This is a genomic window from Amycolatopsis sp. lyj-109, from assembly GCF_046548995.1.
GTDB lineage: Bacteria > Actinomycetota > Actinomycetes > Mycobacteriales > Pseudonocardiaceae > Amycolatopsis.
Map to the genome: position 1 here is coordinate 671,195 of NZ_JAJPWR010000002.1, position 24,689 is coordinate 695,883.

Annotated in this window: 22 protein-coding genes; 11 read left to right on the forward strand and 11 right to left on the reverse strand. The window is 71.8% G+C overall.

Features of this window, described 5'->3' with window-relative positions:
* Positions 1 to 3 precede the first annotated feature (3 nt).
* From ACLJQF_RS07055 to ACLJQF_RS07075, 5 genes are all read right to left on the reverse strand, one after another.
* Entirely contained in the window at positions 4 to 1,215 is a 1,212-nt protein-coding gene (locus ACLJQF_RS07055) for a GAF domain-containing protein (protein ID WP_410607376.1), read from the reverse strand.
* Positions 1,216 to 1,274: 59 nt separating this feature from the next.
* Entirely contained in the window at positions 1,275 to 4,442 is a 3,168-nt protein-coding gene (gene cydD, locus ACLJQF_RS07060; RefSeq protein ID WP_410607377.1) for a thiol reductant ABC exporter subunit CydD, read from the reverse strand.
* A gap of 107 nt (positions 4,443 to 4,549) precedes the next feature.
* Entirely contained in the window at positions 4,550 to 5,557 is a 1,008-nt protein-coding gene (gene cydB / locus ACLJQF_RS07065) for a cytochrome d ubiquinol oxidase subunit II (RefSeq protein WP_410607378.1), read from the reverse strand.
* 114 nt (positions 5,558 to 5,671) lie between these two features.
* On the reverse strand, positions 5,672 to 7,147 hold the full coding sequence (locus tag ACLJQF_RS07070) for a cytochrome ubiquinol oxidase subunit I (RefSeq protein ID WP_410607379.1): 1,476 nt from the start codon (positions 7,145 to 7,147) through the stop codon (positions 5,672 to 5,674).
* A 79-nt stretch (positions 7,148 to 7,226) separates the two neighbouring features.
* The gene (locus tag ACLJQF_RS07075) at positions 7,227 to 8,186 is read right to left on the reverse strand and encodes a S41 family peptidase (protein ID WP_410607380.1); all 960 of its coding nucleotides are present in this window, start codon (positions 8,184 to 8,186) and stop codon (positions 7,227 to 7,229) included.
* 185 nt (positions 8,187 to 8,371) lie between these two features.
* On the opposite strand from ACLJQF_RS07075, the gene ACLJQF_RS07080 reads away from it, so the two are divergent.
* Together ACLJQF_RS07080 and ACLJQF_RS07085 are read left to right on the forward strand one after the other, a co-directional pair.
* Positions 8,372 to 8,959 carry a TMEM165/GDT1 family protein gene (locus tag ACLJQF_RS07080; protein ID WP_410607468.1) on the forward strand — a complete coding sequence of 196 codons (588 nt, stop codon included), beginning with the start codon at positions 8,372 to 8,374 and terminating at the stop codon, positions 8,957 to 8,959.
* A 56-nt stretch (positions 8,960 to 9,015) separates the two neighbouring features.
* Positions 9,016 to 9,666 (forward strand): DUF998 domain-containing protein, encoded by a 651-nt coding sequence (locus ACLJQF_RS07085; RefSeq protein WP_410607381.1) that lies wholly within the window; start codon positions 9,016 to 9,018, stop codon positions 9,664 to 9,666.
* Here the strand turns inward: ACLJQF_RS07085 and ACLJQF_RS07090 are convergent.
* Together ACLJQF_RS07090 and ACLJQF_RS07095 are read right to left on the reverse strand one after the other, a co-directional pair.
* Entirely contained in the window at positions 9,663 to 10,304 is a 642-nt protein-coding gene (locus ACLJQF_RS07090; protein ID WP_410607382.1) for an IclR family transcriptional regulator, read from the reverse strand. The genes ACLJQF_RS07085 and ACLJQF_RS07090 overlap by 4 nt on opposite strands.
* A complete protein-coding gene (locus tag ACLJQF_RS07095) occupies positions 10,301 to 11,155 on the reverse strand; it encodes a hypothetical protein (RefSeq protein WP_410607469.1) in 855 nt (284 codons plus the stop codon). The genes ACLJQF_RS07090 and ACLJQF_RS07095 overlap by 4 nt, the downstream gene beginning before the upstream one ends.
* Before the next feature lie 85 nt (positions 11,156 to 11,240).
* Between ACLJQF_RS07095 and ACLJQF_RS07100 the strand changes: the two genes are divergently transcribed.
* On the forward strand, positions 11,241 to 12,413 hold the full coding sequence (locus ACLJQF_RS07100; protein ID WP_410607383.1) for a homogentisate 1,2-dioxygenase: 1,173 nt from the start codon (positions 11,241 to 11,243) through the stop codon (positions 12,411 to 12,413).
* A gap of 50 nt (positions 12,414 to 12,463) precedes the next feature.
* Here the strand turns inward: ACLJQF_RS07100 and ACLJQF_RS07105 are convergent, their stop codons facing one another.
* Entirely contained in the window at positions 12,464 to 12,826 is a 363-nt protein-coding gene (locus ACLJQF_RS07105; protein WP_410607384.1) for a hypothetical protein, read from the reverse strand.
* Positions 12,827 to 13,091: 265 nt separating this feature from the next.
* Here ACLJQF_RS07105 and ACLJQF_RS07110 point away from each other — a divergent pair, with 265 nt between their 5' ends.
* From ACLJQF_RS07110 to ACLJQF_RS07120, 3 genes are all read left to right on the forward strand, one after another.
* Positions 13,092 to 14,585: a hypothetical protein gene (locus ACLJQF_RS07110; protein ID WP_410607385.1), complete on the forward strand. Its 1,494-nt coding sequence runs from the start codon at positions 13,092 to 13,094 to the stop codon at positions 14,583 to 14,585.
* Positions 14,586 to 14,711: 126 nt separating this feature from the next.
* The gene (locus ACLJQF_RS07115) at positions 14,712 to 16,520 is read left to right on the forward strand and encodes a substrate-binding and VWA domain-containing protein (protein ID WP_410607386.1); all 1,809 of its coding nucleotides are present in this window, start codon (positions 14,712 to 14,714) and stop codon (positions 16,518 to 16,520) included.
* 1 nt (position 16,521) lies between these two features.
* Positions 16,522 to 17,259 (forward strand): hypothetical protein, encoded by a 738-nt coding sequence (locus ACLJQF_RS07120; RefSeq protein WP_410607387.1) that lies wholly within the window; start codon positions 16,522 to 16,524, stop codon positions 17,257 to 17,259.
* Here ACLJQF_RS07120 and ACLJQF_RS07125 read toward each other — a convergent pair.
* A complete protein-coding gene (locus ACLJQF_RS07125) occupies positions 17,256 to 18,470 on the reverse strand; it encodes an MFS transporter (protein WP_410607388.1) in 1,215 nt (404 codons plus the stop codon). The genes ACLJQF_RS07120 and ACLJQF_RS07125 overlap by 4 nt on opposite strands.
* A gap of 93 nt (positions 18,471 to 18,563) precedes the next feature.
* On the opposite strand from ACLJQF_RS07125, the gene ACLJQF_RS07130 reads away from it, so the two are divergent.
* Complete coding sequence (locus ACLJQF_RS07130; protein WP_410607389.1) at positions 18,564 to 19,490, forward strand: LysR family transcriptional regulator; 927 nt, start codon at positions 18,564 to 18,566, stop codon at positions 19,488 to 19,490.
* On the opposite strand, the gene ACLJQF_RS07135 is transcribed toward ACLJQF_RS07130, so the two are convergent.
* Positions 19,457 to 20,485: a hypothetical protein gene (locus tag ACLJQF_RS07135; RefSeq protein ID WP_410607390.1), complete on the reverse strand. Its 1,029-nt coding sequence runs from the start codon at positions 20,483 to 20,485 to the stop codon at positions 19,457 to 19,459. The two genes, ACLJQF_RS07130 and ACLJQF_RS07135, sit on opposite strands and share 34 nt — an antisense overlap.
* A gap of 151 nt (positions 20,486 to 20,636) precedes the next feature.
* On the opposite strand from ACLJQF_RS07135, the gene ACLJQF_RS07140 reads away from it, so the two are divergent.
* A complete protein-coding gene (locus ACLJQF_RS07140; protein WP_410607391.1) occupies positions 20,637 to 21,431 on the forward strand; it encodes a DUF2470 domain-containing protein in 795 nt (264 codons plus the stop codon).
* Here ACLJQF_RS07140 and ACLJQF_RS07145 read toward each other — a convergent pair.
* Entirely contained in the window at positions 21,423 to 21,884 is a 462-nt protein-coding gene (locus ACLJQF_RS07145) for a PPOX class F420-dependent oxidoreductase (protein WP_410607392.1), read from the reverse strand. The genes ACLJQF_RS07140 and ACLJQF_RS07145 overlap by 9 nt on opposite strands.
* 22 nt (positions 21,885 to 21,906) lie before the next feature.
* On the opposite strand from ACLJQF_RS07145, the gene ACLJQF_RS07150 reads away from it, so the two are divergent.
* From ACLJQF_RS07150 to ACLJQF_RS07160, 3 genes are all read left to right on the forward strand, one after another.
* Entirely contained in the window at positions 21,907 to 22,719 is an 813-nt protein-coding gene (locus ACLJQF_RS07150; protein WP_410607393.1) for a CPBP family intramembrane glutamic endopeptidase, read from the forward strand.
* A 40-nt stretch (positions 22,720 to 22,759) separates the two neighbouring features.
* Entirely contained in the window at positions 22,760 to 23,944 is a 1,185-nt protein-coding gene (locus ACLJQF_RS07155) for an arginine deiminase (RefSeq protein ID WP_410607470.1), read from the forward strand.
* 143 nt (positions 23,945 to 24,087) lie between these two features.
* Positions 24,088 to 24,642: a ferritin gene (locus ACLJQF_RS07160; protein WP_410607394.1), complete on the forward strand. Its 555-nt coding sequence runs from the start codon at positions 24,088 to 24,090 to the stop codon at positions 24,640 to 24,642.
* The last annotated feature ends 47 nt before the right edge of the window (positions 24,643 to 24,689 follow it).

Consider the following 24,689-nt stretch of genomic DNA (forward strand, 5'->3'; position numbering starts at 1 on the left):
CGGTCAGTCGAGTGGCAGGTCGAACGCGACGAGTGTGCCGAGGCTGGGTGAGGAGTTCAGGAAGAACTTCCCGCCCGCGGCGTCCGCGCGTTCGGCGAGATGACGCAGGCCGCGGGTGGCGACGCCTTGGGGAACGCCGGAACCGTTGTCGCGGACGCGAAGTTTCACGCCGCCGGAGTCTCTGGTCAGTGTCACGCGGGTTTCGCTGGCGCCGGAGTGCCGGACCACATTGGACAATGCTTCCCGCAGCGCGGCCCGGATGTGGTCGGCGCGTTCCGCGGGAACGTCGGCGAATTCACCGGACAGCTCCAGGGTCGGCGGGTAACCGAGCAGCTCGCCGGCGATGCGAACCTCGCCGCGCGCCGACTCGGCGAGGTCGGCGGGCGTGCCGGTGTCGTGGCGAGGCTCCGGTGACCGCAGCGCGCGCACGGTGCCGCGGATTTCCTCGATGGTCTGGTCGAGCTGGTCGATGGCGTCGGACAGCCGGACCCCGTCCGCCTGGGCGAACCGCTTGCGCATGTTGCGCCGGACGCGGTCCAGCTGCATCCCGGCACCGTAGAGCCGCTGGACGATGACGTCGTGCAGCTCGCGGGCGATGCGCTCCCGCTCTTCGAAGAGAGCAACCCGGTGGCGCGCGTTGGCGCCTTCGGCAAGCGCGAGGACGACGCCGGCTTGCGCGGCGAAGGCGACGAGCATCTCGACGGTCCCGGCGGAGAAGGGCTCGCGCCCCCGCTTCCGGTAGACGGTGAGCGACCCGAGAACCCGGCCACCTGAGCCGAACGGCGCGGCCGCGAAGGGCCCGTAGCCGTTGAGTTCGGCAGGCACGTAGGGCGCCGTACGCGGGTCGACGGTGAAGTCTTCGCTGGAGACGGGTTCGCCGCCACGGGCGACCTGCCCGGCCGCGGAGTCGGCGGGAAGGGCGAGGCCCCGCAGGAATTCCACCGAACTGCTCGCGGCAGCCGTGGATTCCGCGGGCAGGTCCCCGGGCCGGGCGGATTCGTCGTCAGCTCCCTCGCTGGTGGCGTAGTGGGCGGCCTCGACCACCACGCGGCCGTCTTCCGTGCTCACCATGGCCAGGCCCAGGTCGGCGTCGGCCAGTTCGGCGGCTCTTGCGACGACCGTGTCCAGCACCGCTCCCGGGTCGTCGCCGGACAGGGCGGTGCTCGTGATCTCGGTGGCTGCGGACAGTGCCCGCGCGGCAAGCGTCGGATCCATGAGTTCCGTCATTATCGCGCGGCGCGGTGGCGGCACGGCAAGGACACCGCGGGAATCGATCACGAGACCGGCACCCGCGTGACGACCCGGCCGTCGCGGAGCTCGAGGACCACGTCCGCTCCGGCCGCTTCGTCCGCTCGGTGGGTCACGTGCACCACCGTCCGGCCCGCCAGCGCCTCCCGCAGGTGCGCGCGTACCGCCTGGGCCGTCACTTCGTCCAGGTGCGCGGTGGGTTCGTCCAGCAACACCAGCCCCGCCGACGGCGCCCCGAGCAGCGCCCGCGCCAGCGCCACCCGCTGGGCCTGGCCGCCGGACAGTCCGGTGCCGCCGCTGCCGAGGACCGTCTCCGGCGAGACGTCGGTCAACGCCGCGCCGTGCAACGCCGCGCGCAGTTCCTCCTCGGTCGCCGTCGGGCGGGCCAGGCGGAGGTTCTCGGCGATCGTCGTCGCCGCGAGCATCGGCTCCTGGGGTGCCCATGCCACGCCATCCGGGACCGCGACCGCGCCCCGCCGCGGCGGGAGGAACCCCAGCAACGCGGCCACGAGCGTCGACTTGCCCGCCCCGCTCGGGCCGACCACCGCCGCGTACGTGCCCGGCGCCAGATCCACGTCGACGTCGTGCAGCACCACCGGGCCGCCCGGCCAGCCGAGGTCCGCTCCCCGCAACGCGACCGCCGGTCCCGGGACCGGCGACGGCGCTTCCGGCACGTCGGCGAGGCGGCGACGCGCGCGGTGCAGCGTGTCCCAGTGCTGGGCCACCGGCGGGAGCAGCGCGAGGACCTCCGCCAGCGCGAGCGGCACCAGGGCGAGCAGGGGCGCCAGGACCGGGTCGAGGCGCCCGGCCGCGACCGCCGCCGCGGCGAGCGCCGTGCTGACGACCGCCGCCGCTCCGCAGGCCAGCGTGACCAGCGCTTCCGCCGCGCCCGCGCCGAACGCCTGGCGACGCGCTTGCGTCACCAGGCGGGTGTCGGCGTCCGCGAGGGCACGGCGATGGTCCACGGCCCTCCCGAACGCGAGCAGCTCAGCCGCCGCTTCGAACAGCACCAAGACCCGGGTGGCCACCTCACGGCGGCCGGCTGCCAGCGCCGATGTGGCGCGGCGCTCGGCGCGCAGGGCGACCCACGGGGCGCACAGCCCGAGTGCCACCGCCGCCGCGAGTGTCCACCCCGCGGCCGGCAGCACCCACGTCTGGACGGCGATCGCCCCGGCCGCGACCAGGGCCACCACCAGGGGCGGCGACACCACCCGCGGCAGGAGGTCGCGCACGGTGTCGACGTCGCCGACCAGCCGGCGATGCCCCTCGCCCGCGCGCAGGCTGCGAGCCGGCCCGAGCCGGACCAGCGAGTTCCACAGCCGCACGCGGACGCGGCCGGCGATGCGGAACGCGGCGTCGTGCGTGACCAACCGTTCGACGTACCGCAGCCCCGCGCGGCCGAGCCCGAACGCGCGGACGCCGACGACCGCCACCGTCAACGTCAGGATCGGCGGCTGCTGGGACGCCTTGGCGATGAGCCAGCCCGACGTCGCCGTCAGCGCCACGCCGGCCAACAGCGCGAGCGCGCCCAGCGCGGCGCCGCCGAACAACCGTCCGTCGAGGAGCGCGCGCCACCCCAGCGACGTGGCCGAAGTGTCCACTGTGGACGCCTCGGCGGCCGCGACGGCCTCGGACGGCAGGTCCACCGCCGCGGTGCGCTCGTGGGCCGCGATGATCGCCGCCGCACCGTTGTCGACGGCGTGCTGCACCGCGTCGAGCACCAGGCGTGCGCCGGCTTCGTCGAGGTGCGCCGTCGGCTCGTCGAGCAGCAGCAGCCAGGCGCCGTGCCGCACCCGGTGCAGCGCCCGGGCGACGGCGACGCGCTGCCGCTGGCCCAGCGACAGCCGGGAAACCGGCCGGTCGGCGAGCCCGGCCAGCCCGAGTTCGGCGAGCCCCGCGTCCGAGCCCACCTCCTCGCGGACCGTGCCGCCGGCGAACACCGGCGACTGCGGCACCCACGCGACCTGTGCACGCCAGCGCGCCAGATCGGCGTCGGCGAGGTCCGTCGAGCCGATGGTGATGGCGCCGTCGTGCGCCGGGACGAAGCCGAGCAGGGCCGAGAGGGTCGTCGACTTGCCGCCGCCGCTCGGGGCGCGGAGCCAGACCGTCTCGCCGGGGCGGACCGCGAACGATTCGCCGTCCGGGGCGAAGCCGCCGCGGCGCGCCACCCGGAGAGAAGAGACGCGTAGCTCGCCCGCCACCGGGATCGCGGTTCCCTCGGCGCGCACCGGGAGGGCCAGCAGGTCGGCGACGCGCCGGACCGCTTCGACGCCGTCCTCGCTGGCGTGGAACGCGGCGCCGACCGCGCGCAGCGGCTGATAGCACTCCGGGGCGAGGATCAGCACGCCGAGCCCGATGGCCAGCGGCAGGTGGCCGCCGGCGAGCCGGACGCCGATCACGACCGCGACCAGCGCCACCGACAACGTCGCGACCAGTTCGAGCACGAACGCCGAGGAGAAGGCGACCTTCAACGTCTTGAGCGTCGCGCGGCGGTGGCGTTCCGACAGCCGCCGGACGGTCTCGGCCTGCGCCTCCGCGCGGCGGAACGCGGTCAGCACCGGCAGCACGCGCACGAGTTCGAGGAGCCGCTCGGACATCCGGTGCGTCGCGTCGGTCGCGCCCGCGACGCGGTCGGCGGTGTACTTGCCGACGAGGATGGCGAACATCGGCAGCAGCGGCACGGTCAGCGCGACGATCACGCCGGACGGCCAGTCGGCGAACAGGATCGCCGCGCCGGCGCCGAGGGGCACGACGGCCGCCGTCACCAGGGCGGGCAGGTACTCGCGGAAGTAGGCGTCGAGCGCGTCGAGGCCGCGGGTGGTGAGCGCGGTCAGCTCGCCGTGGCCGCGCCGGGCGATCCACTCGGGGCCGAGGTGCAGCGCGTGGTCGACGGCCTTGGCGCGCAGTTCGCTTTGCGCGGTCGCGGCGGCGCGGGCGGAGACCGTGCGCACCGCCCAGCCGGTCAGCGCGCGCGTCACGACGAGCGCGAGCAGCGCGGCCAGCTGAGCGGTGCGCCCCCCGGAACCTGCTCCGACGATCGCCGCGAGGACGTCGGCGAGCAGGAATGCCTGTGCCACCAGTGCGGCGGCGTTGACGAACGACAGGAAGCCCACCAGGGCCAGCGCTCGGCGCACGGCCGGCACGAGGGCCGGCAATGCGCCGAGCGGGCCCTTTCCCGGCCGCGCTGAGTCCACGGTGGACTCCGAGGCGAGAAGGGTTGCGCGCCCGGGAAGCTGTGACAACCGGGGCTCCGCCCCGGGCCGGGGGCTCCGCCACCCGGAACCCCCGAAAAGATGCCTGGTCATGGTGCGTGGACCGCCGGGATGTGCTGGGTCCCGATGCGCTTGCGGAACACCCAGTACGTCCAGCCCTGGTAGATCAGCACGGCGGGAGCACCGAAGACGGCAACCCACGTGATCACGGTCAGCGTGTACGGGCTCGACGCGGCGCCCTCGATGGTGAGGGTGTTGGCGACGTCCAGGGTCGAGGGCAGGACGTTCGGGAAGAGCGACCCGAACATGACCACCGCGGCCCCGGCGATGACGACGCCGAGCGCGGCGAACGCCTGCCCGTCGCGGTCGGCGCGCAGCCGCAGCCAGGCGACGACCGCCGCGACCGCGCTGATCCCGAACGCGAGCAGCGTCCACAGCGTGCCGGCGCGCCACTGGACGACCGAGAGGAACCCGACCATCGGCACCATCGCGACCGGCAGCAGCCGCAGCGCCAGGATGCGCGCGCGTTCCCGCAGGTCACCACCGGTTTTCAGGGCGAGGAACGCGGCTCCGTGGGTGATCGAGAAGGCGGCGATGGCGACGGCTCCGAGGAGGGTGTCCCAGCGGACGGCGGCGAACGCGGAGCCGACGCGGTTGCCCTCGGCGTCCAGCGGCAGGCCGAGCACGGTGGTCGCGAGGATGAGGCCGACGCCCAGCGGTGGGATCCACGAGCCGATCACGATGACGCGGTCCCAGTTGCGCCGCCAGCGGTCGGAGTCGACCTTGCCGCGGTAGTCGAAGGCGACACCGCGGCCGATCAGGGCGAGCAGCACGAGCAGGAGCGGCAGGTAGGCGGCCGAGAACAGCCCGGCGTACCAGGCGGGGAAGGCGGCGAACATGGCCCCGGCGGCGACGATGAGCCAGACCTCGTTGCCGTCCCAGACCGGCCCGATCGTGTTGACCATGACGCGGCGCTCGGTGTTGTCGCGCCCGAGCACCGGCAGCAGCATGCCGACACCGAAGTCGAAGCCTTCGAGGAAGAGGTAGCCGAGCCAGAAGAAGGCGATGACGACGAACCAGACGATTTCCAGGCTCATCACGCACCTCCGTCCAGCCGGTAGCCGTGAGTTATCCACAACTGGGCGAGTTGTCCACAGGTGGACTGTGGGTAACTCGGGCGAGTGGTCACATCGACACTCATCGTCAGCACCTCAGTAGGCGAAGGCGAGGGTGTCCTCGCCCGGTTTGTCGGAGTCCTTCGGCTTCTCCGGAGGCATCACCGCGTCGACGCCGCCGCGGATGTACTTGCGCATCAGGTACACCTCCACCACGCCGAGGGCGGCGTACACCGTGGTCAGGGCGATCAGGGACGTCCACACCTCGCCCGTGGTCACGTGGGAGACCGCCTGGGCGGTGAACATCCACACGCCGTCCACTCCGCTGGGGTTGGGCACCACCACGAATGGCTGACGGCCCATCTCAGTGAAGATCCAGCCCGCGCTGTTGCCCAGGAACGGCGTCGCGATGCCGCCGAGGACCAGCCACGGGAACCAGCGGCTGCCCGGGATGCGGCCGCGCCGGGTCAGCCACAGGGCCAGAACGCCGATGCCCGCCGAGACCGCGCCGAAGCCGATCATCATGCGGAAGCCCCAGTACGTCACGGGCAGGTTCGGCACGTAGTCGATCGGCTTGCCGGCCAGCGACCCCAGGGCCGGGTCGTCCGGGTAGTTCGTGCCGTACTTGGCCTGGTACTCCGTCACCAGGTTCTCGACGCCCTTGACCTCGGTCTTGAAGTCGTTGTGCGCCAAGAACGACAGCAACGCGGGCACGTTGAACGTCTTCACGTCTTCGCAGTTCGCGCCCGACACGTCACCGATCGCGATGATCGAGAAGCTCGCCGGCTTTTCCGTGTGGCACAACGCTTCGGCCGACGCCATCTTCATCGGCTGCTGCTCGAACATCAGCTTGCCCTGCGCGTCACCCGTGATCGCCAGCACCGCGAACGCGGCGACGCCGACCCAGCCGCCGAGGCGCAGCGACGAGCGCCAGACGTCCTCGTGGTCGCCGCGCCGCCACAGGTGCCAGCCCGCGACGCCCACCAGGAACGCCGCCGCCACCGAGAACGCGCCGGCCAGGGTGTGCGGGATCGCGGCCAGCGCCGTGTTGTTCGTCAGCACCGCCCAGATCGAGTTCATGGTCGGCTTGCCGTTCTCGAACGTCACGCCCACCGGGTGCTGCATCCACGAGTTCGCGGCCAGGATGAAGTACGCCGAGGCCATCGTGGCCAGCGAAAACGCCCACGCGCAGGCCAGGTGGACCTTCTTCGGCAGCCGGTCCCAGCCGAAGATCCACAGGCCGAGGAACGTCGACTCGACGAAGAACGCGACGAGCCCTTCCATCGCCAGCGGCGCGCCGAAGACGTCGCCGACGAAGCGGGAGTACGCGCTCCAGTTCATCCCGAACTGGAACTCCTGCACGATCCCGGTCACCACGCCCATGGCGAAGTTGACCAGCAGCAGCTTGCCCCAGAACTTGGTCATCTTCAGGTGCCGCGGCTCGCCGGTGCGGACCCAGCGGGTCTGCATCGCCGCGACCAGGATCGACAGCCCGATGGTCAGCGGGACCATCAGGAAGTGGTAGACGGTGGTGATGCCGAACTGCCACCGCGCTAGCTCAAGGACCTCCACGTGGTCCAGCCTGCTCCGGGGGAGGCGCCCCAGCCAGATCAACTGGTCCCGTCCGGCACAGGACCAACGTCCCGGGTGACTACAGCTGGTCGAGCGCCTTCCGCGCCTCGTCCGCCACGAGCCGCCGCGGGCCCTCGTCCCCGAGCTCGAGCACGTGCCGCAGAGCCAGCGCGTACGCGGTGTCGAACGCCTTGTCCGCGGCGGCCGGGATGTTCGGCGGCACGCCGGTGCCCTCCCAGTTCTCCCCCGTCTTCGGGTCGTACGAGCGGGCGAGCGGCACCGTCACGTCCAGGTAGGTGTCCACTTTGTACTGCTCGCACGGATGGGCGCCGCCCCGCGTCGGCTCGCCGACGGTCTTCGCGCGCCCCTGCCGCTGCAGGGAGAACGCGAGATCTTCGCCGCCGGAGAACGTCGCCGGGCCGGTGAGCACCCAGATCGGCTTGGTGCCGCCGAACTTCGGGCCCGGGACGTACGGCAGCGTCCACATCTGGGTGACGCGGTCGCCGTCGCGCTCGTAGATGTCGAGGTAGTGCGTCCGCTCGTCGACGAGGTAGCTCTGCAGGAACGCGCTGGTCTCCGGGTCGCCGCCGCGGTTGCGCCGCACGTCGAGCAGGAGCGCGTCGCCCGGCGCGACCAGCGTCATCGCCGCCGAGACGGCCGCCGCCGCGAAGTCGAGCGGGTAGAGCATGGTCGTGTCGACGTAGCCGACGTTGCCCGGGAGCCGCCGCACCGACGCGATCCCGAAGTTCTCCAGCTCGGCCGTCTGCCGGAAGTCCGCCGAGGCGTGCTGCGCGTCGCCGTCCCCGGCCACCGGGTCGGCGTGGTGGCGCAGCCGCAGGTGCTTGTCGTCGTTCACCGACTGGAGGTCCGCTGTGACGGCCGTCGCGAAGTCCGCGTCACCGAGGTCCGCGTACGCGTCTTCGTCGAGACGCGCGCGAAGCAGCTTCGCGAGCTTCGCGGCGACGTCCGGGAAGACGTAGTGCGCTTCCACCCGGCGGATGACCTCTTCGACCTGCGCAGCACGCGCCCGTGACCCCATGCCGGTGAACCTACCGCAGGCCACAACCGAAAATTCGGCACGCCGAAAAAATTTGTGCGACACCCCCGGATGTCAAATTCATGGCCGCCGATCAGGCAATTTCGCGCACGCCATCAGCTTGCGGCTTTCCTGAGCGCCCCTTTATCGTTGCAGTGAAAGGGGCGAAAATACTCATGACTGCCGCGATGGTGGCGCTGATCAGCGCGTTCGGCCTGGTCCTCGCCGTGGAGCTGCCGGACAAGACGCTGGTCGCGACCCTGGTGCTGACCACCCGTTTCCGCGGCTGGCCGGTTTTTGCCGGGGTGTGCGCCGCGTTCGCCGTGCAATGCGTCATAGCGGTCGCGTTCGGCAGCGTGTTGACGCTGTTGCCGGACGTGGTTCTTTCGCTGGTCGTCGCCGCGATGTTCGGCCTCGGCTCTTTCATGCTCCTTCGCGAGGGATTCAGCGACGCCGACGAAGCAGGCGAAGACGCTTCGCGCACCGGCCCCTCGCCACTGTCCTTCACCCGCTCGGCGATGACGTCCTTCGGCGTGCTCTTCGCCGCCGAGTGGGGTGACGCCTCCCAGCTCGCCACGGCGAGCCTCGCCGCCCGCATCGGCAACCCCTTCGCCGTCGGCGTCGGCGCCTTCACCGCGCTCGTCGTGGTGGCCGGGCTCGCCGTGTTCATCGGCGCGAAGCTCCGCAGCCGGATCAAGCCGAAGCTGATCCAGCGCTGCGCCGGATTCGCGTTCGCCGGGTTCGCGGCGTTCGCGCTGGTCCAGCTGGCCTTCTGACCGATCTTTCACAGGTTCGCCCGGTAACCTTTCGGAAACGAAAGGGAGAGCACCGGGTGAACTCGCCGAAGACGCACGCCGTCTCGCCGCTGCACGGCCGGGTCGCGCTCGGCGGCATCGGCCTCGCCGTGGCCATCTCGATCGACCTGCACCTGCGGCTGTCCGGCCAGGTCAGCCCGATCTGGCAGACGCTGTCGGAGTACGTCTACGGCAAGCTCGGCACGTCCTCGGCCGCTCCCCTGTTCAGCGTCATGTGCTTGGCCCTGTCGCTCGGCTCGGTCGCGCTGCTCGCCGGGATCGCGAAGGCCCACCGCCCGGGCACCACCGCCGTCTGCGTGCTCCTCGGCGTCTGGTCGGCCGGGCTGCTGGTGTGCGGCCTCGTCCCCGTCGATCCCGACGGGCAGGCGCGTTCGCTCGCCGGACAGGTCCACAACATCGCCGCCCTGACGGCGTTCGTCGCGCTGCCCGCGGCCGCGTTGGTGCTGACGAAGAAGGGCCGCGAGCGCTGCCCGTGGGAACCCCGCCGGACGACGATCCGGCGCCTGGCCACGGCGAGTTTCGCCAGCGTCGGCGTGGTGCTCGGCGGGTTCGTCCTGACGCTCGTCCTCGGCCCGGCCCAGCAGGACGTCACACTGGGCCTGTTCGAGCGCCTGCTGTTCACCGTCGACGTCGCCCTGCTGCTGACCATGGTCCGGCCGCTGCGTTAGCCGTCCGTCCTCAGGATCTCGGTCAACCGGGTGGCGGCCGCGACGACCTGCGGGCCCACCTCAGCGGCCTTCAGCGGCTCCATCGAGACGACGCCGACGCTCGCCCGCAGCCCCGGCACCCCGCGCACCGGGGCCGCGACGCCGGACGCGCCCGCCTCCAGCTCGCCCGCCGACGTCACCCAGCCGTCGCCGCCGGGGCGCAACGTCATCGCCTTGCCGGCCGCGCCGGCGGTCAGCGAGTGCCGGCTGCCCACCCGGTAAGCGACGTGGAAATTGGTCCACGACGGCTCGACGACGGCCACCGCAAGCGCTTGCGTCCCCTGCGCGACCGACAGGTGCGCGGTCGCGCCGACCTTCTCGGCCAGCTCGCGCAGCACCGGGCCGGCCGCGTCCCGCAACTGCGGGAGCACCTGCCCGGCCAGCCGTAGCAGCCCGACGCCGAGCCGGACCTTGGTGCCGTCGCGCCAGACCAGCCCGCGTTCCGACAGCGGCACGAGCAGCCGGTAGACGGCCGCGCGGCTGGCCCCGATGGTCACGGCCAGCTCGGAGATGGTCGCCGCGTCGCCGCCGGCATCGGCCACTGCCTGCAGCAGCGCCAAGCCCCGGTCGAGCGTCAGCGACCCCTCCCGGCCGGTCACAGCAAGCCGAGTTCGCCCAGGTCGGCGACCGGCTCCTCGAACGACGCCGCCGCGTAGGACGCGAAGAGCGCCCGCACGGCCTTCGCCGCCGGCTCGGACAGCGCACGGGCCTCGTCGGCCAGCGCCTGGGCGTCGGTCGACTCCAGGGCCGCCCGGACGTCGCCGCCGGCGAGGCTGCGCGCGGAGGCCACGAGCAGGTTCAGGAAGCCGTGGTGCACGAAGCCGGTGCCCGGGTCGGTGTGCCGGACCGCGCGGTGCAGGCTGTTCGTCGCCTTGAACGACGCCCCGGCGGACCCGGACACGACGGCGAGGAAGTCCGCGACCTCGTCGACGTTGGGGAAGTTCTCGCCCGCCTTGCCGCCGCAGCGGATCTTCGGCCAGCTGCCGTGCTCGATCACCTTGCGGACGCCGTCGAGCCAGCCGACGCCGCGCCGCGGCTCGACCACCCGGATGACGTCCTCGGGAACGAACTCCGAGACGCGCTCGAGCCACACCTCGTCGACGTCCGACGGCGCGGGCATCTCGACCATCCGGAGCGCGAGCAGTTCGCTGCGCGACTCGACGATCGAGATGGCCTTCGGGACGCCGCCGAGGCCGGTGTCGATGATCAGCGAAAGCGGCAGGGGCTGCTTCGGCTTGATCTTGATCAGCTCGGTGATCAGCTCGGGCAGCCGCGACGCCTGGCAGAGGAAAACCCCCAGTACACCGGCGTGTTCGGAGTCCCGGCTGGCGAAGTGCGCACGCAGCGCCTCGGGCATGGCCGCATCGCCTGGAGGGAAGAGCGCCGAGTCGTCGACGAGCCTCGCGAACAGGGGAGGAATTCCACGGGGGCCGGGTGGCGTGAGTTCCACAGCGCTTGACACGACTGACACGCTAGTAGCGTACGACATCAGGACAAAATCGTTCGCACAACGGACACGTCAGAAGGGGACGTCGATGCCTTACTACCGGCGAGTAGGCGAGCTTCCGCACAAGCGGCACACCGCGTTCCGGAAGCCGGACGGCGGCCTCTACGCCGAGGAGCTGATGGGCGTCGAGGGCTTCTCCGCCGACTCCGCGCTGCTCTACCACCGCGGGCTGCCGACGGCGATCGTCGACGCCGTCGCGGTCGAAGAGGACCGCGGGTCGCTCACCCCGAACCACCCGCTCAAGCCGCGGGCGTTCCAGACCCGGGACCTCAAGTTCGGCGGCGAGACCGACGCGGTGACCGACCGCCGCCGGCTGTTCGGCAACAACGACGTCACCATCGGGTTCGTCACGGCGACCGCGCCCAGCCCCCTGTACCGCAACGCGACCGGCGACGAGCTCTTCTACGTCCACGGCGGCTCGGCGACCTTCGAAACGATCTACGGCCGGCTGGCGGTCGGCGACGGCGACTACGTCGTCATCCCGACGTCATGCACCTACCGGGTCGTCCCCCACGGCGAGGTCAGCCTCTTCACGTTGGAGGCGCGCGGCCACATCGGGCCGCCGAAGCGCTACCTGTCGGCGAAGGGCCAGTTCCTGGAGCACTCGCCGTACTGCGAGCGCGACATCCGCGGGCCGGCGGAGCCGCTGTTGGAAGACGGCGAGGACGTCGAGGTGCTCGTCCGGCACCGCGCCGGGCTGACCCGGTTCACCTACGCGACGCACCCCTTCGACGTCGTCGGCTGGGACGGCTGCCTCTACCCGTGGGTGTTCAACATCGACGACTTCGAGCCGATCACCGGCCGCGTGCACCAGCCGCCGCCCGTGCACCAGACGTTCGAAGGCCCGAACTTCGTCGTCTGCTCCTTCTGCCCGCGGAAAGTCGACTACCGCGAGGGCGCGATCCCGGTGCCGTACAACCACGCGAACGTCGACTCCGACGAGCTGATGTTCTACGTGCGCGGCAACTACGAGGCCCGGAAGGGCTCGGGGATCGGGATCGGCTCGCTCTCGCTGCACCCGTCCGGCTTCACGCACGGCCCGCAGCCGGGCGCGGCGGAGGCGTCGATCGGCGCGGAGTTCTTCGACGAAACCGCGGTCATGGTCGACACGTTCGCGCCGCTGGAGCTCGGCGAAGCCGCGGACGCGTCCGAAGACCCCGGCTACGCCTGGACGTGGTCGCGCCGCGGTCCGAAGAGCTGACGGGAACGGGGCCCTTCCCCGCTGGTGCGAGGAAGGGCCCGTCCGCGGGATCAGCCGTCGTACCAGCCGTAGTTGGTGATGGTCCCGTGGCCGTAGCAGTTGCCGCCGAAGAGCCAGTAGCCCGGCCCCTGCAGCGGTCCGTAGACGTCGGCGCCGTCCGAACAGTGCGTCCACGCACCGCTGCGGCCGTAGTCGATTCGCACGTTGGCGTTCCAGTCGTCGCTGTCGAGGTGGGTGGTCTGCCAGCTCTGGACGTGGTCCGTCAGCGCGCCGCCCGGCCCGGCGAGGACCGAGTGCGCCCCCTTGGGGACGTCGGCGGCCGAGGCCGGCGCGGCCCCCGCCAGCCCGACGGCGAACAACGCCCCCGCTCCGAGCACCGCGGCCCCGGCCCGCTTCATCGTCGTGGTGTTCATGATCCCTCCAGTGTCGTCGTGCTTGACCACTTCCCGGTTTAGTGCGTTGGGGTTGTTCTGTCCGGTTCGGTGGACAGCGAACGACAACCTCCGAACAATGGATTACGCCTAGGGGGGTGGCGTAATGCCGCGTGGGGAACGTCCGCTTGATACGGACGACGAGGTGTTGTCACAGTTTGCCGGGGACTTGCGCCGATTGCGGGAGAAGGCGGGCCGGCCGCCATATCGGCAACTGGGAAAACGGGCGCATTATTCGGCGGGAACATTGTCCGACGCCGCGAGCGGCCGGAAACTGCCGACGCGCGCGGTGGCATTGGCTTATGTGCGCGCCTGCGACGGGCCGGTCGCCGAGTGGGACCGAAGGTGGCACGAAGTCGCGGCGGAATTGAGCCGGCGAAGACGGGCGGCCCCTCGATCCGCCGCGGAGCCGCCGTACCCGGGCCTGGCCGCGTTCGGCACCAAGGACGCCGCCCGGTTCTTCGGCCGGGAAGACGTCGTCGACCTGCTGCTGGGCCGGTTGGCCGGGGCGCGGTTCCTGATCGTCTCGGGCCCGTCCGGCAGCGGCGTGACGTCGGTGCTGCTCGCGGGCCTCGTCCCCCGGGTCCGGGAGCCCGTGGTGGTCCTGCGGCCGGGACGGCGTCCCCTGGAGGAGTGCGCGGCGCGGCTGGCGGCGCTCACCGGGACGCCGGCGGTCCGGCTGCGCACGGAATTCGCCGCCGACCCCGGTCACCTGTACCTGCGGATCCGGCAGGCCCTGCCGCCGGACGCCGAATTCCTGCTGGTCGTCGACCAGTTCGAGGAGGTCTTCACCGCCGGGGCGGCCGAGCGGGCGTGGTTCTTCGCCGCGCTGGCGAGGGCGGCACAGGCCCCGGCTCGGGTGGTTCTCGGCCTGCGCGCCGACTTCGCGGACGCCTGCGTGCGGCACCCCGCACTGGCCGGGCTGACGCGGAACGCGCTGATCCCGCTGGAACCGCTGACCGCCGGGCAGGTTCGCGCCGCGCTCGTCCGGCCCGCCGCGGACGCCGGCCGCGGACTGGAGAACGCGCTGGTCGCAACCCTGATGGCCGAGGTCGCGCGGCAGCCGGGGGCGCTGCCGTTCGCCACCGAGGCCGTGCGCCGGACCTGGCAGGCCACCCAGGGCGTCACGCTCACCCTCGCCGCCCACGAGGCCACCGGCGGCATCACCGCGGCACTGGCCGGCGCGGCCGAAACGGTCTACGGCCGGCTCGCTCCGCCGGAGCGGGCCGAGGCCAGGAGCCTGTTCCTGCGACTGGTCGGCTTCGGCGACGGCACCCCCGACACCCGGCGGCACGTCCCGCACGCCGAACTCGACCCGACACCGGTGGTGGCGCAGTTCGTCCAGGCCCGGCTGATCACCGCCGGCCGGACCGGACTGGAACTCGCGCACGACACGATGATCGACGGCTGGCCGCGGCTGCGCGGCTGGCTGGCCGCGGACCGGGACGCCCTGCGCGTCCACCGGCGGCTCACCGAGGCGGCCGGGCTGTGGGAAACCGCGGACCGGGAGCAGGCCGTGCTTTACCGGGGTCACCGGCTCGACGAAGCGCTGACGTGGGCAAAGCGCGCCGACGCGAGGCCGAACACGCCGGAACGCCGGTTCCTCCGGGCGAGTGTCGAACTCCGGGCGGCCGAAGAAATGGCGACCCGACGGCGACGACGGCTTTCCGCGGCGACCGCACTGACCGCATTGCTCGCCGCGGCTTCGACCGCAACGGCGATTCGGCGCCGAATGCACTGACGACATTTCTACCGTCAGCGAGCCGCGAGCGGGCCGGATTCCCGGTGGCAACGGTTCGGCAACGCACCTCCGACCACCGGCCGCCCGCCGGATAATGACCCCAGACGCGGAGACGGGGAGGATTCGATGATCAATTCCCAACCAGCACGGCGTAGGAGAAAATTTCTCCCCTTCTTCGCCGCGATCGTGGTTGCCATCGCCTTGATCATCGGAATCCGGTACTGGACCAGCGGTTCGAGCGACGACGCCGACGCGCCGAAGTGCTCGGGTGCGGACGCGATCGCGCTCACCGTCGCTTCTTCGCCGGAGAAGGTCGGCATCGTCCAGGAAGCCGCGAAGGCCTACTCCGGACGGACGGTGGCGGGGCACTGCGTCGACGTCGTCGTGAAATCGAAGTCGTCGGGCATCGCGATGCAGGCGCTGGCGAACGGCTGGAACGAAGCCACCGACGGGCCGCGCCCGGACGTCTGGACGCCGGCCGCGAGCGGCTGGGTCAACCTGCTGCGCGTCAACGCCAAGGGCGACTCGGCGTCGATCGTGCCGGACGGCGATCCGCAGTCGATCGCGAACTCGCCGCTGACGGTGGCCATGCCGAAGCCGATGGCCGAAGCGCTCGGCTGGCCGGCCAAGCCGATCGGCTGGAAGGACCTCGCCACGCTGGCGACCGACCCGGCGGGCTGGGCGAAGTACGGCCACCCGGAGTGGGGGAAGTTCCGGCTCGGCAAGACGAACCCGAACATCTCCACCGCGGGGCTGAACGCCACCATCGGCGCGTACTACGCGGCCACCGGCACGTCGTCCGACCTCACCGCCGCCGCGCTCGAGAAGCCGGAGGCGAAGCAGTTCGTCACGAACATCGAGCAGGCGATCGTGCACTACGGCGACAACACGCTGACCTTCCTGTCGAACCTGCAGAAGGCCGACGACCGCGGCGCGGCGCTCTCCTACATCTCGGCGGTGACCGTCGAGGAGAGCTCGCTCATCGGCTACAACCAGGGCAACCCGACCAACGACCCGGCGAAGGTCGGCCAGCACGCGCCGCCGAAGGTGCCGATCGTCGCGATCTACCCGGCGGACGGCACGCTCAACTCCGACCACCCGTTCGTCACGCTGAACTGGGCGGACCAGACCCGCAAGCAGATCGCCGCGGACTTCCTCGGCTACCTGCGCGGACCGGAGACGCAGCAGCGGTTCGCCGCGCTGGGCTTCCGGTCGTTCGACGGCAAGCCGGGCCCGCAGGCGACCACCGCCAACGGCGTCCAGCCGGACGCGAAGATCACCTTCCTGCGGCCGCCGGCGCCGACGGTGCTCTCGAAGCTGCTGACGACGTGGACCGACCTGCGCAAGAAGGCGAACGTGCTGCTCGTCGTGGACGTCTCGGGCTCGATGGGCGAAGAGGTGAAGGGCACCGGCAAGAGCAAGATCGACCTGGCGAAGCGGGCCGCGATCGACTCGCTCGGCCAGTTCGTGCCGCGTGACCAGGTCGGGCTCTGGCAGTTCTCGACCCACCTCGACGGCGACAAGGACTACCAGGAGCTCCTCCCGGTGCAGCCGCTCGGACCCAGCGGCAAGGAGACACTGGCGACGCGGCTGAGCGGGCTGATCCCGCAGTCCGGCACGGGCCTGTACGACTCGTCTCTGGCCGCGTACGAATACCTGAAGGCCCACGTCGACCCGACGGCGATCAACGCGGTCGTGGTGCTCACCGACGGCCGCAACGAGGACTCCGGCGGCGTCGACCTCGAGCACCTGATCCCGCAGCTGCGGCCGGAGGGCAACGCGGAGACGGTCCGCCTGTTCACCATCGCCTACGGCTCGGACGCCGACCAGGACGTGCTGAAGCAGATCGCGGAGGCGACCGCGGGTTCGGAGTACGATTCGTCCAAACCGGACTCGATCAACCAGGTGTTCACCTCTGTGATTTCCAATTTCTGACATGAAGTTCGCCCGTGAGCTCGCCGAACCGTGGGGGCTGCTGCTCGCCGCCACGTCGGCCGGGATGGCCTGGGCCGTGCAGCTGCCGGTCGTCGCCGCCGTCGGGGTCGGAGTGGCGGTGCTCGCCGCGCGGGCGGGCGTGGCGGTGGCAACCCGCGAGAAGCAGCCTCCGCCGCGCGAAGCACGAGTACTCGAGGTGACGCCCGGGTCGGCCGAGGAGAACTGGCTGCACCGGGCCGAGGGCGCGGCCGAGGGGTTCGGCTCGCTCAGCGCCTCCCTGGTCGCCGGCCCGCTCGCCGAGCGCGTCGCGGACATGGAGCCGGTGGTCCGGGAGACGCTGTCGACATTGACCCGGCTGGCCGGCCGCGCGTCGGCTACCGGCCAGGCGCTGGCCCGGGTCGATCCGGACGCCGTCGCGCAGGAACGACGCCGGCTGCAGCGCGAGTTGCGGACGGCGAACCCCGAGGTGCGCGGCGACCTCGAGCAGGCACTGAACGCGGTACAGGCCCAAGCGGACGTGCACGCCCGGCTGACCGGCGCCCGCGACAAGCTGCTGGCCCAGCTGCAGTCCGGCGCGCTCGGCTTGGACAGCCTGGTGGCGAGGGTCGCCGAGCTGACGGCGGCGACGTCGGACGTCACCGTGGACACCGGAGCGGTGCGCGAGCTGAGCGACCAGCTGGAAGGCATCCGCCAGGGCGTGCTGGAGACGGAACAGGCGACGCGGAGGTCGCTCGGTTAGGCGGCCACCGGCGTCCGGTCGCGGCGGGGCAGCAGGAGCGGCGTCGCCAGCACGAGGACCCCGGCGATCCCGATGGCCCAGCGCGGGCCGGCGAGGCCGGCCAGCACGCCCCAGATCGCGGTCAGCGTGGCGATCGCCGCCTTCGTGCTGACCGACCACGCCGAGAGCGTCCGCGCGATGCGGTCCGCCGGGAGCTGCTCGAGCCGGTAGGTCGCGAGCACCGGGTTGAAGACGCTGCAGCTGACGATCAGGCCGAGTTCGACGACCATGACGTACCCCAGCCCGGCAGGGCCGGCCGGGATGAAGGCCAAGGCGAGCAGCCAGCACGCCCGGACCGCGCCGGCCGTCACCAGGACCGGGTGGCGCCCGAACCGCTCGACGAGCCGCGGAGTCAGCCGCGAGCCGGCCAGCCCGCCGAGGCACGGGACGGCGAACGCGAGCCCGTACTGCCACGGCGCGAACCCGAGCTGGTTGAGCATCAACACGGCGAGCAGTGGCTCGGTGCCCATGACCAGGCCGTTGAACAGCATGGCGTTGACGAGCAGCGGCCGCAGTCCCCGGTGCGCCAGCAGGAAGCGCCAGCCGTCGGCGAGATCGCGCGCGCGGAGCCGGGTGGCGTTGCGCGGCCGGGGCTCGTCCCCGCCGATGGCGCGGATCCCGAGCGCCGACAGCAGGAAGCTGACGGCGTTGGCGACCACCGACGTCACCGGCCCGAACAGGGCGAACGCCGCCCCGCCGAGCGGCGGTCCGAGCGCGGTGGCGGTCCAGTTCGTCGACTCGAACCGGCCGTTCGCGACGAGCAGGTCTTCGGGCGGCACCAGTCCCTTGAGGAAGGCGCCACTGGCCGACGAGAAGGTGATGTCCGCCGCCGCGACGACCACCGAAACGGCCAGGAGCTGCGCGAAGCTCAGCACCCCGAGGGCGTAGCAGGCAGGCACGCTGACCAGCGCCCCGAACCGGACGAGGTCCATGGCCACCATGACCGGCCGCTTCCGGCGGCGGTCGACCCACGGGCCCAGCGGCACGGCCACGAGCGCACCGACGGCCGGCCCGGCCGCGGCCAGCGCCGAGACGGCCGTGGGCCCGGCGTGCAACACCAGGATCGCGAGCATGGGGAACGCCCCGAAACCGAGCCACGTCCCGAACGCGCTCACGGCGTAAGCCGACCAGAGCCACCTGAACCGCGGTCCCAGCGACCGCCCGCGCATCACGCCGGAGATCAAAGCCGGGAACGACCGCGCGGGGCAAACAACCGACGCGGCGGCGAGCCACAACGCCGCGTTGTGAATCTAGAGTCGGTCGTCGTGGACCTCGACGCCGTGCGCACCTTCGTCGCTGTGGTGGAGGCGGGCCGGTTCCAGGACGCCGCCACCGATCTGTCGATCACGCAGCAAGCCGTCTCGAAGCGCATTGCCGCGCTGGAGAAGTCGCTCGGGGTGCGGCTGTTCACGCGCACCGCCCGCGGCGCCGTGCTCACCGGGGACGGAGCGGCCTTCCTGCCGCACGCCCGCGAGCTGCTGTCGGCCGAGCTGCGCGCGCTGGCGTCGGTGCGCACCGGGCCGCTCCGCGTCGACGTCATCGGACGGCGGCTGTGCCCGGCCACGTTGCTGCGCGAGTTCCACGAGGCACACCCGGAGGTCGCGTTGGAGGTCGCGACGCTGTTCGACACCGCGATCGCCGCGATCCGGGGCGGCTCGATCGACGCGTCGTTCCGCGCGGTCGTCGCGCTGCCCGAGGACCTCGACGCGCAGTGGGTGCTCGACGAGCCGATCCAGCTGGTGTGCGGACCCGGGCATCCGCTGGCCGGGGCGCCTTCGGTGACGCCGGCCGAGCTGGCCGGGCGGCGGATCCGGCTGCCCGGCGTGGTGCCCGGGACCGAGTGGGGCGCGTACTACGCCGAGTTCGCCGCCGCGTTCGACCTGTGGATCGACTCGGCCGGGCCGAACTTCGGCATCGAGGTGGTGCTGGACACGATCGCGGAGTCGGCCGAGGTGGCGACCCTGGTCGGGGCGGGGAGCCGGGTGTGGTGGCCGGCCGGGCACGACCTGCGGCGCGTGCCGATCGAAGGACCCGTGCCGGTGTACCCGCATTCACTGGTGTGGCGGCGGGGAAACGCGCACCCCGGGCTCGCGGCGCTCCGGCGTCACCTCGCGAAGAGCGAGCGCGTCGCCGGCGCGTGGCGGCCGAGCTGGGCCGCTCAGCCGAGCCAGACGGTGCCCAGCACCGGGTAGCCCGGAAGACCCGTGCTGGCCGCGCCCGGCCGGGGGACGCCCGCGATCCACAAGCGTCCGGTGGCCGCGATGTTCGCCGCCATCGACGGGTCCGCCTTGGGCAGGCGGAACGGGACCACGCGGCCGTCGGCCAGCATGGTCAGGCCGCTCAGCCTCGCCGCGCCGGAGCGGCTCATCCGGACCGGGCCGTCGAGGACCACGCGCAGCTCGGTCCAGTGGTCCGCCGGGAGCGGCCTGCGGTACGCGATCGCGCGGAGTGCGGTCACGCACGCACCCAGCAGCGTGCCGGCCCCGAACGTCCACGCCACCCAGCTCGCGACCGGGAAGTCGAGCCCGACCCAGCCCGCGAACCCGGCCAGCACCAGCAAGAACGCCGTCGTCGCACGCAGGTCGCGGGCGATCTGCCGGCGGTGTGCGGTCAGCACGGGGTCGAGCCTCGGCGAACCGGATCCGGCGGGCGCCACCACCGGCATCGCACCCGGCGGCGGCCCGTCGTGGATGCGGGCGCGGCGGAGGCGCACCACGCCGGAGAAGCCGACGAACAGCTTCGGGCCGCGGCCCAGCAGCCACACCCGCCGGTGCCCGGCCACCAGCAGCCGGTGTGCTTCGTCGAGCCGGACGCGTAGCCACCGGCCGTCCGGCAGGCGCACGCCGACCGTCCGCCCGGCCGCGACCAGGCCGTCGGCGGTGATGTCCACCTGCCGGAACGCTTCCCGCTTCAGCCGTGTCCCGGGCACGTGGGCGTGCGCGCGGTGGAGCCACCACGCCTCGATCGCGCCGGCCAGCGCGAGCGTGCCGACCGGCAGCGCCACCCCGGCGCCGGCGAAGAACTGGGCAATCCCGAACACCAGGAAGAACCCCGCCACCAGCCGCTGGTTCGCGAGGTCGCGGCCGATGCGGTCGAGGTACTCGCCGAAGATCGGCAGCGCCCCGGACGGCATGGCGGGGTCGAGTTCGAAGGCGCGGACGCGCTCGGGGACCGGGACGATCGGCACGCGGAACCCCCAGGGGGTCGGGTCGTTACCCGCTTTTCGGCAAACTGGGCACCGGCGTTACCGGATGCGCCGATCAGCGGAAGCGACGTGACCGCCACGACTACCCAGACCGTCGAATTCAGGTTAGGCTCACCTAAGTAGGAGGTGAGCTGTGACCGAAGCACCCACATCCGTCCGCCGCCCGCCGGCGCCGAACCCCGCCGAGCGCGCCAAGACGATCGCGACCCGCAACGGCCCCGCGTCGTTGCTGCCCACCTGTGATCGCACGGAGCTGAACGGCGAGCGCGTCGTCCCCGTCCTGCACCACGTGCACCACAGCGGCAGCGTCAGCGTGCTGCTGCCCGACGAGCACCCGATGGTCCGCGCGGCGAAGCAGAGCGAGCGCGGCGAGCTGGCCGTGATGGTGGAAATCGCCGACCAGGCCCCGGTCGACCTGCGGGAACCGATCCGCGGGTTGCTGTGGATCACCGGCTGGCTGCGGCCCCTCTCGCCGGTTTCGGCCCGCGCGCGGGCGGTGGCGATCGCCGAGACGCGGCCGGACGAACGCCTCCTCGACGTCGGCCACGGCAGCACGCTCCTGCGGCTCACCCCGGCGTCGCTCGTGCTCGCCGACGCCGAGGGCACGCACTCGCTGCGCCCGCACATGTTCAGCGCCGCGCCGCCCGACCCGTTCCACGACTACGAGGCCCAGTGGCTGCGGCACCTGGAGAGCGACCACTCCGACGTCGTCGAGCAGCTGGCGAAGCACCTGCCGGCGGCGCTGCGCGGCGGCCGGATCCGCCCACTCGGGCTCGACCGGTTCGGGCTGCGGCTGCGCGTCGAGTCCGACACGGGTGACCACGACGTGCGGCTGGCGTTCTCGAAGTCCGTCGACAGCCCGGCGCAGCTCGCGTCGGAGCTGCGGCGGCTGGTCGGCTGCCCGTTCCTGCGCGGGCGGTCAGGCTAGTTCGGCCGGGAAGCCGCCCTTCGCGATCGGCCCCCAGTTCTCGATCGTGACGCGGATGATGCTCTTGCCCTGCTTGACCATGGCCTCGCGGTATTCGTCCCAGTCCGGGTGTTCGCCCGAAATGCTGCGGAAGTAGTCCACGAGCGGCTCGACCGAATCCGGGACGTCCAGCACCTCGGCGGTGCCGTTGAGCTGCACCCACTGGTCGTTCCACTCGTCGGACAGGATGCAGGCGGAGACCTTCGGGTTGCGCTTGACGTTCACGACCTTCGCGCGTTTCGGGTAGGTCGAGACGACCAGCCTGCCCTCGGCGTCGACGCCGCAGGTGACCGGCGAAAGCTGCGGGTCGCCGTCGGCCTTCGTGGTCAGCAGGATCGCGCGGTGGCGGGTCGACAGGAACTCGACCAGCGCGGCGCGGTCGACGGATTCGTTGGTGGCGATGCTCCTCGGCATACCCCGAAGGTAGCGTGCGTCCATGACGTTCACCGCGCGATCGTGGCTGGCGCCGGATCGCCCCGAGTTCCCCGGGACGATCGAGGACCCGGCCGAGCGCCGAGCCATCAAGCTCGAGCTGCTGATCGTCTTCGGGATCACGCTCGGCATGTCCGGGGTGCGCAGCCTGCTGTCCCTTGTGGACTCGCTGCTGCAGCCGGTGCCGCTGGCCCAGCAGCAGACCCAGCTGAACGTGCCGCAGGCCGCGGCGAGCCTGATCGACCTGCTCAAGCAGCTGCTCTCGGCGGCGCAGCTGGTCGGCTGGGGCGCGCTCGGGCTGTACCTGCTGTGGCGCGCGGGCATCAAGATCAGCCGGCTGGGGCTGGACCGCCGGTCGGCCGGCTACGACACGCTCCTGACGCTCGGGCTGGCCGCGGCGATCGGGATCCCCGGCCTCGCGCTCTACTTCATTTCGTACCACCTCGGGTTCAGCCTGGCGGTGCAACCGTCCACTTTGGGCGATACGTGGTGGCGGCCGATCACGCTGACGCTCTCGGCGTTCGGCAACGCCTTCGCCGAGGAAGTCCTGGTCATCGGCTACCTGCTGACGCGGCTGCGGCAGCTCGGCGTCCGGGAGAACAACGCCGTGTTCGGCGCGGCCGTGCTGCGCGGGTCGTACCACCTGTACCAGGGGTTCGGCGGGTTCGTCGGTAACTTCATCATGGGGCTGGTGTTCGGACGGCTGTGGCAGAAGACCAACCGGCTGTGGCCGCTGGTCGCCGCGCACACGCTGTTCGACTTCGTGTCGTTCGTCGGATATTCGCTGCTCAAGGGTCACGTTTCGTGGCTGCCCTGAGTACGCTCGGCGGGTGATCGACGAAACGACACCTCCCCGGGTGGACAGCGAAGTCGGACCCCTGCGCGCGGTGCTGCTGCACCGGCCCGGCAACGAGCTCAAAAGGCTGACGCCCCGCAACAACGACCAGCTCCTGTTCGACTCCATCCCGTGGGTCGACCGGGCCCAGGCCGAGCACGACGCGTTCGCCGAGGTGCTGCGCAACCGCGGCGTCGACGTCCTGCTGCTGGCCGACGCGCTCCGGACGGCCCTGGAAGACGACCGCGCCCACGCGGCGGGCGTGCACGCGGCGGTCGACGACCGGCGGCTCGGCGGCGACCTGGCCGACTCGCTGCGGTCGCACCTGTCGGGCGTCGACGCGGCCGGCCTCGCCGAGGTGCTGATGGCCGGGATGACGTTCGAGGAGCTGCCGTCGGCGGAGGGCGCGTCGCTGGTGCGGATGATGAACCACCCGCACGACTTCGCCGTCGACCCGCTGCCGAACCTGCTGTTCACCCGCGACTCGTCGGTGTGGATCGCCGACCGCGTCGCGATTTCCTCCCTGAACATGCCCGCGCGCCGCCGCGAAACCGCGGTGCTCGACCTGATCTACGCCTACCACCCGCAGTTCCGCCACGCCGCCCGCGCGTACGGCGCCCATTCGGCGCCCATCGAGGGCGGCGACGTGATGCTGCTGGCGCCGGGCGTGCTCGCCATCGGCGTCGGCGAGCGGACGACGGCGGCCGGCGCGGAGTCCCTCGCCCGCTCGGTGTTCGCCGACGGCATCGCGCACACCGTGCTGGCGGTGCCGATCGAGCAGTCCCGCGCGACCATGCACCTGGACACGGTGTGCACGATGGTCGACGCCGACGCGGTGGTGATGTACCCGCTCGCCCGCGACCTGCTGACGGCGTTCACGCTGCGCCCGACCGGCGACGGCGGGATGAAGGTGGCCGGCCCGACGCCGTTCCTGGTGGCCGCGGCCGAGGCGATGGAGATCGACCGGCTGCGCGTCATCGACACCGGCCTGGACCCGGTGACGGCCGAACGCGAGCAGTGGGACGACGGCAACAACACCCTCGCCCTGGCGCCCGGCGTGGTCGTCGGCTACGAGCGGAACGTCGAGACGAACGAGCGACTGGAAGCGGCCGGCATCGAAGTGCTGCCGATCGCGGGCTCCGAACTGGGCTCCGGCCGCGGCGGCCCGCGGTGCATGTCCTGCCCGGTCCGCCGCGATCCGCTGTGATGAAGCCTTCCCTAATCGGCGCACACCATTAGGGAAGGCTTACTTAAATTAGGTGAGTCTTCTTTAGGAATGGTAACCCTAATAGGGGGTAGATCACCAGTACGAAGTGGTCGAAAATCGAATTCTGCCGTATCGTGGTGACCATGGCCCTCACCAAGAAAAAAGAGCCGCGCTCGAAGTTCTATGAACTGCTGCAGGCGCAGATCCACAACGAGTTCAACGCGTCCCAGCAGTACATCGCGCTCGCGGTGTGGTTCGACGCCGAGGACCTGCCGCAGCTGGCGAAGCACTTCTACAAGCAGTCCGTCGAGGAGCGCAACCACGCGATGGCGCTCGTGCAGTACATGCTCGACCGCGACCACCACGTCGAGATCCCCGGCACCGGGGAGGTGCGCAACGACTTCTCCGGCGTCACCGAGCTCATCGAGCTCGCGCTCGCGCAGGAGAAGGAGGTCGCCGTCGACATCTCCGCGATGGCGAAGGCCGCGCGCGCCGAAGAGGACTACATCGGCGAGCAGTTCACGCAGTGGTTCCTCAAGGAGCAGGTCGAAGAGATCTCGCAGATGAACACGCTGCTGAACGTCGTCAAGCGCGCGAACGGCAACCTGTTCGAGGTCGAGAACCACCTCTACCGCGAGTCCGTCGGCGACGGCGGCACCGACTCGCAGATGCCGCCGGTGGCCGGCGGCGCACTCTGACGCTCTTTTGACCGGAAACCCGGGCTCTCCCCCTGTGGACAGCCCGG

What these genes read in the sequence shown, in the direction of transcription:
- cydB (WP_410607378.1), bottom strand. Translation starts at nt 5,557, where the DNA reads ATGAGCCTGGAAATCGTCTGGTTCGTCGTCATCGCCTTCTTCTGGCTC.
- ACLJQF_RS07100 (WP_410607383.1), top strand. Translation starts at nt 11,241, where the DNA reads ATGCCTTACTACCGGCGAGTAGGCGAGCTTCCGCACAAGCGGCACACC.
- ACLJQF_RS07080 (WP_410607468.1), top strand. Translation starts at nt 8,372, where the DNA reads ATGGTGGCGCTGATCAGCGCGTTCGGCCTGGTCCTCGCCGTGGAGCTG.
- ACLJQF_RS07105 (WP_410607384.1), bottom strand. Translation starts at nt 12,826, where the DNA reads ATGAACACCACGACGATGAAGCGGGCCGGGGCCGCGGTGCTCGGAGCG.
- ACLJQF_RS07150 (WP_410607393.1), top strand. Translation starts at nt 21,907, where the DNA reads ATGACGTTCACCGCGCGATCGTGGCTGGCGCCGGATCGCCCCGAGTTC.
- ACLJQF_RS07120 (WP_410607387.1), top strand. Translation starts at nt 16,522, where the DNA reads ATGAAGTTCGCCCGTGAGCTCGCCGAACCGTGGGGGCTGCTGCTCGCC.
- ACLJQF_RS07115 (WP_410607386.1), top strand. Translation starts at nt 14,712, where the DNA reads ATGATCAATTCCCAACCAGCACGGCGTAGGAGAAAATTTCTCCCCTTC.
- ACLJQF_RS07055 (WP_410607376.1), bottom strand. Translation starts at nt 1,215, where the DNA reads ATGGATCCGACGCTTGCCGCGCGGGCACTGTCCGCAGCCACCGAGATC.
- ACLJQF_RS07075 (WP_410607380.1), bottom strand. Translation starts at nt 8,186, where the DNA reads ATGGGGTCACGGGCGCGTGCTGCGCAGGTCGAAGAGGTCATCCGCCGG.
- ACLJQF_RS07145 (WP_410607392.1), bottom strand. Translation starts at nt 21,884, where the DNA reads ATGCCGAGGAGCATCGCCACCAACGAATCCGTCGACCGCGCCGCGCTG.
- ACLJQF_RS07160 (WP_410607394.1), top strand. Translation starts at nt 24,088, where the DNA reads ATGGCCCTCACCAAGAAAAAAGAGCCGCGCTCGAAGTTCTATGAACTG.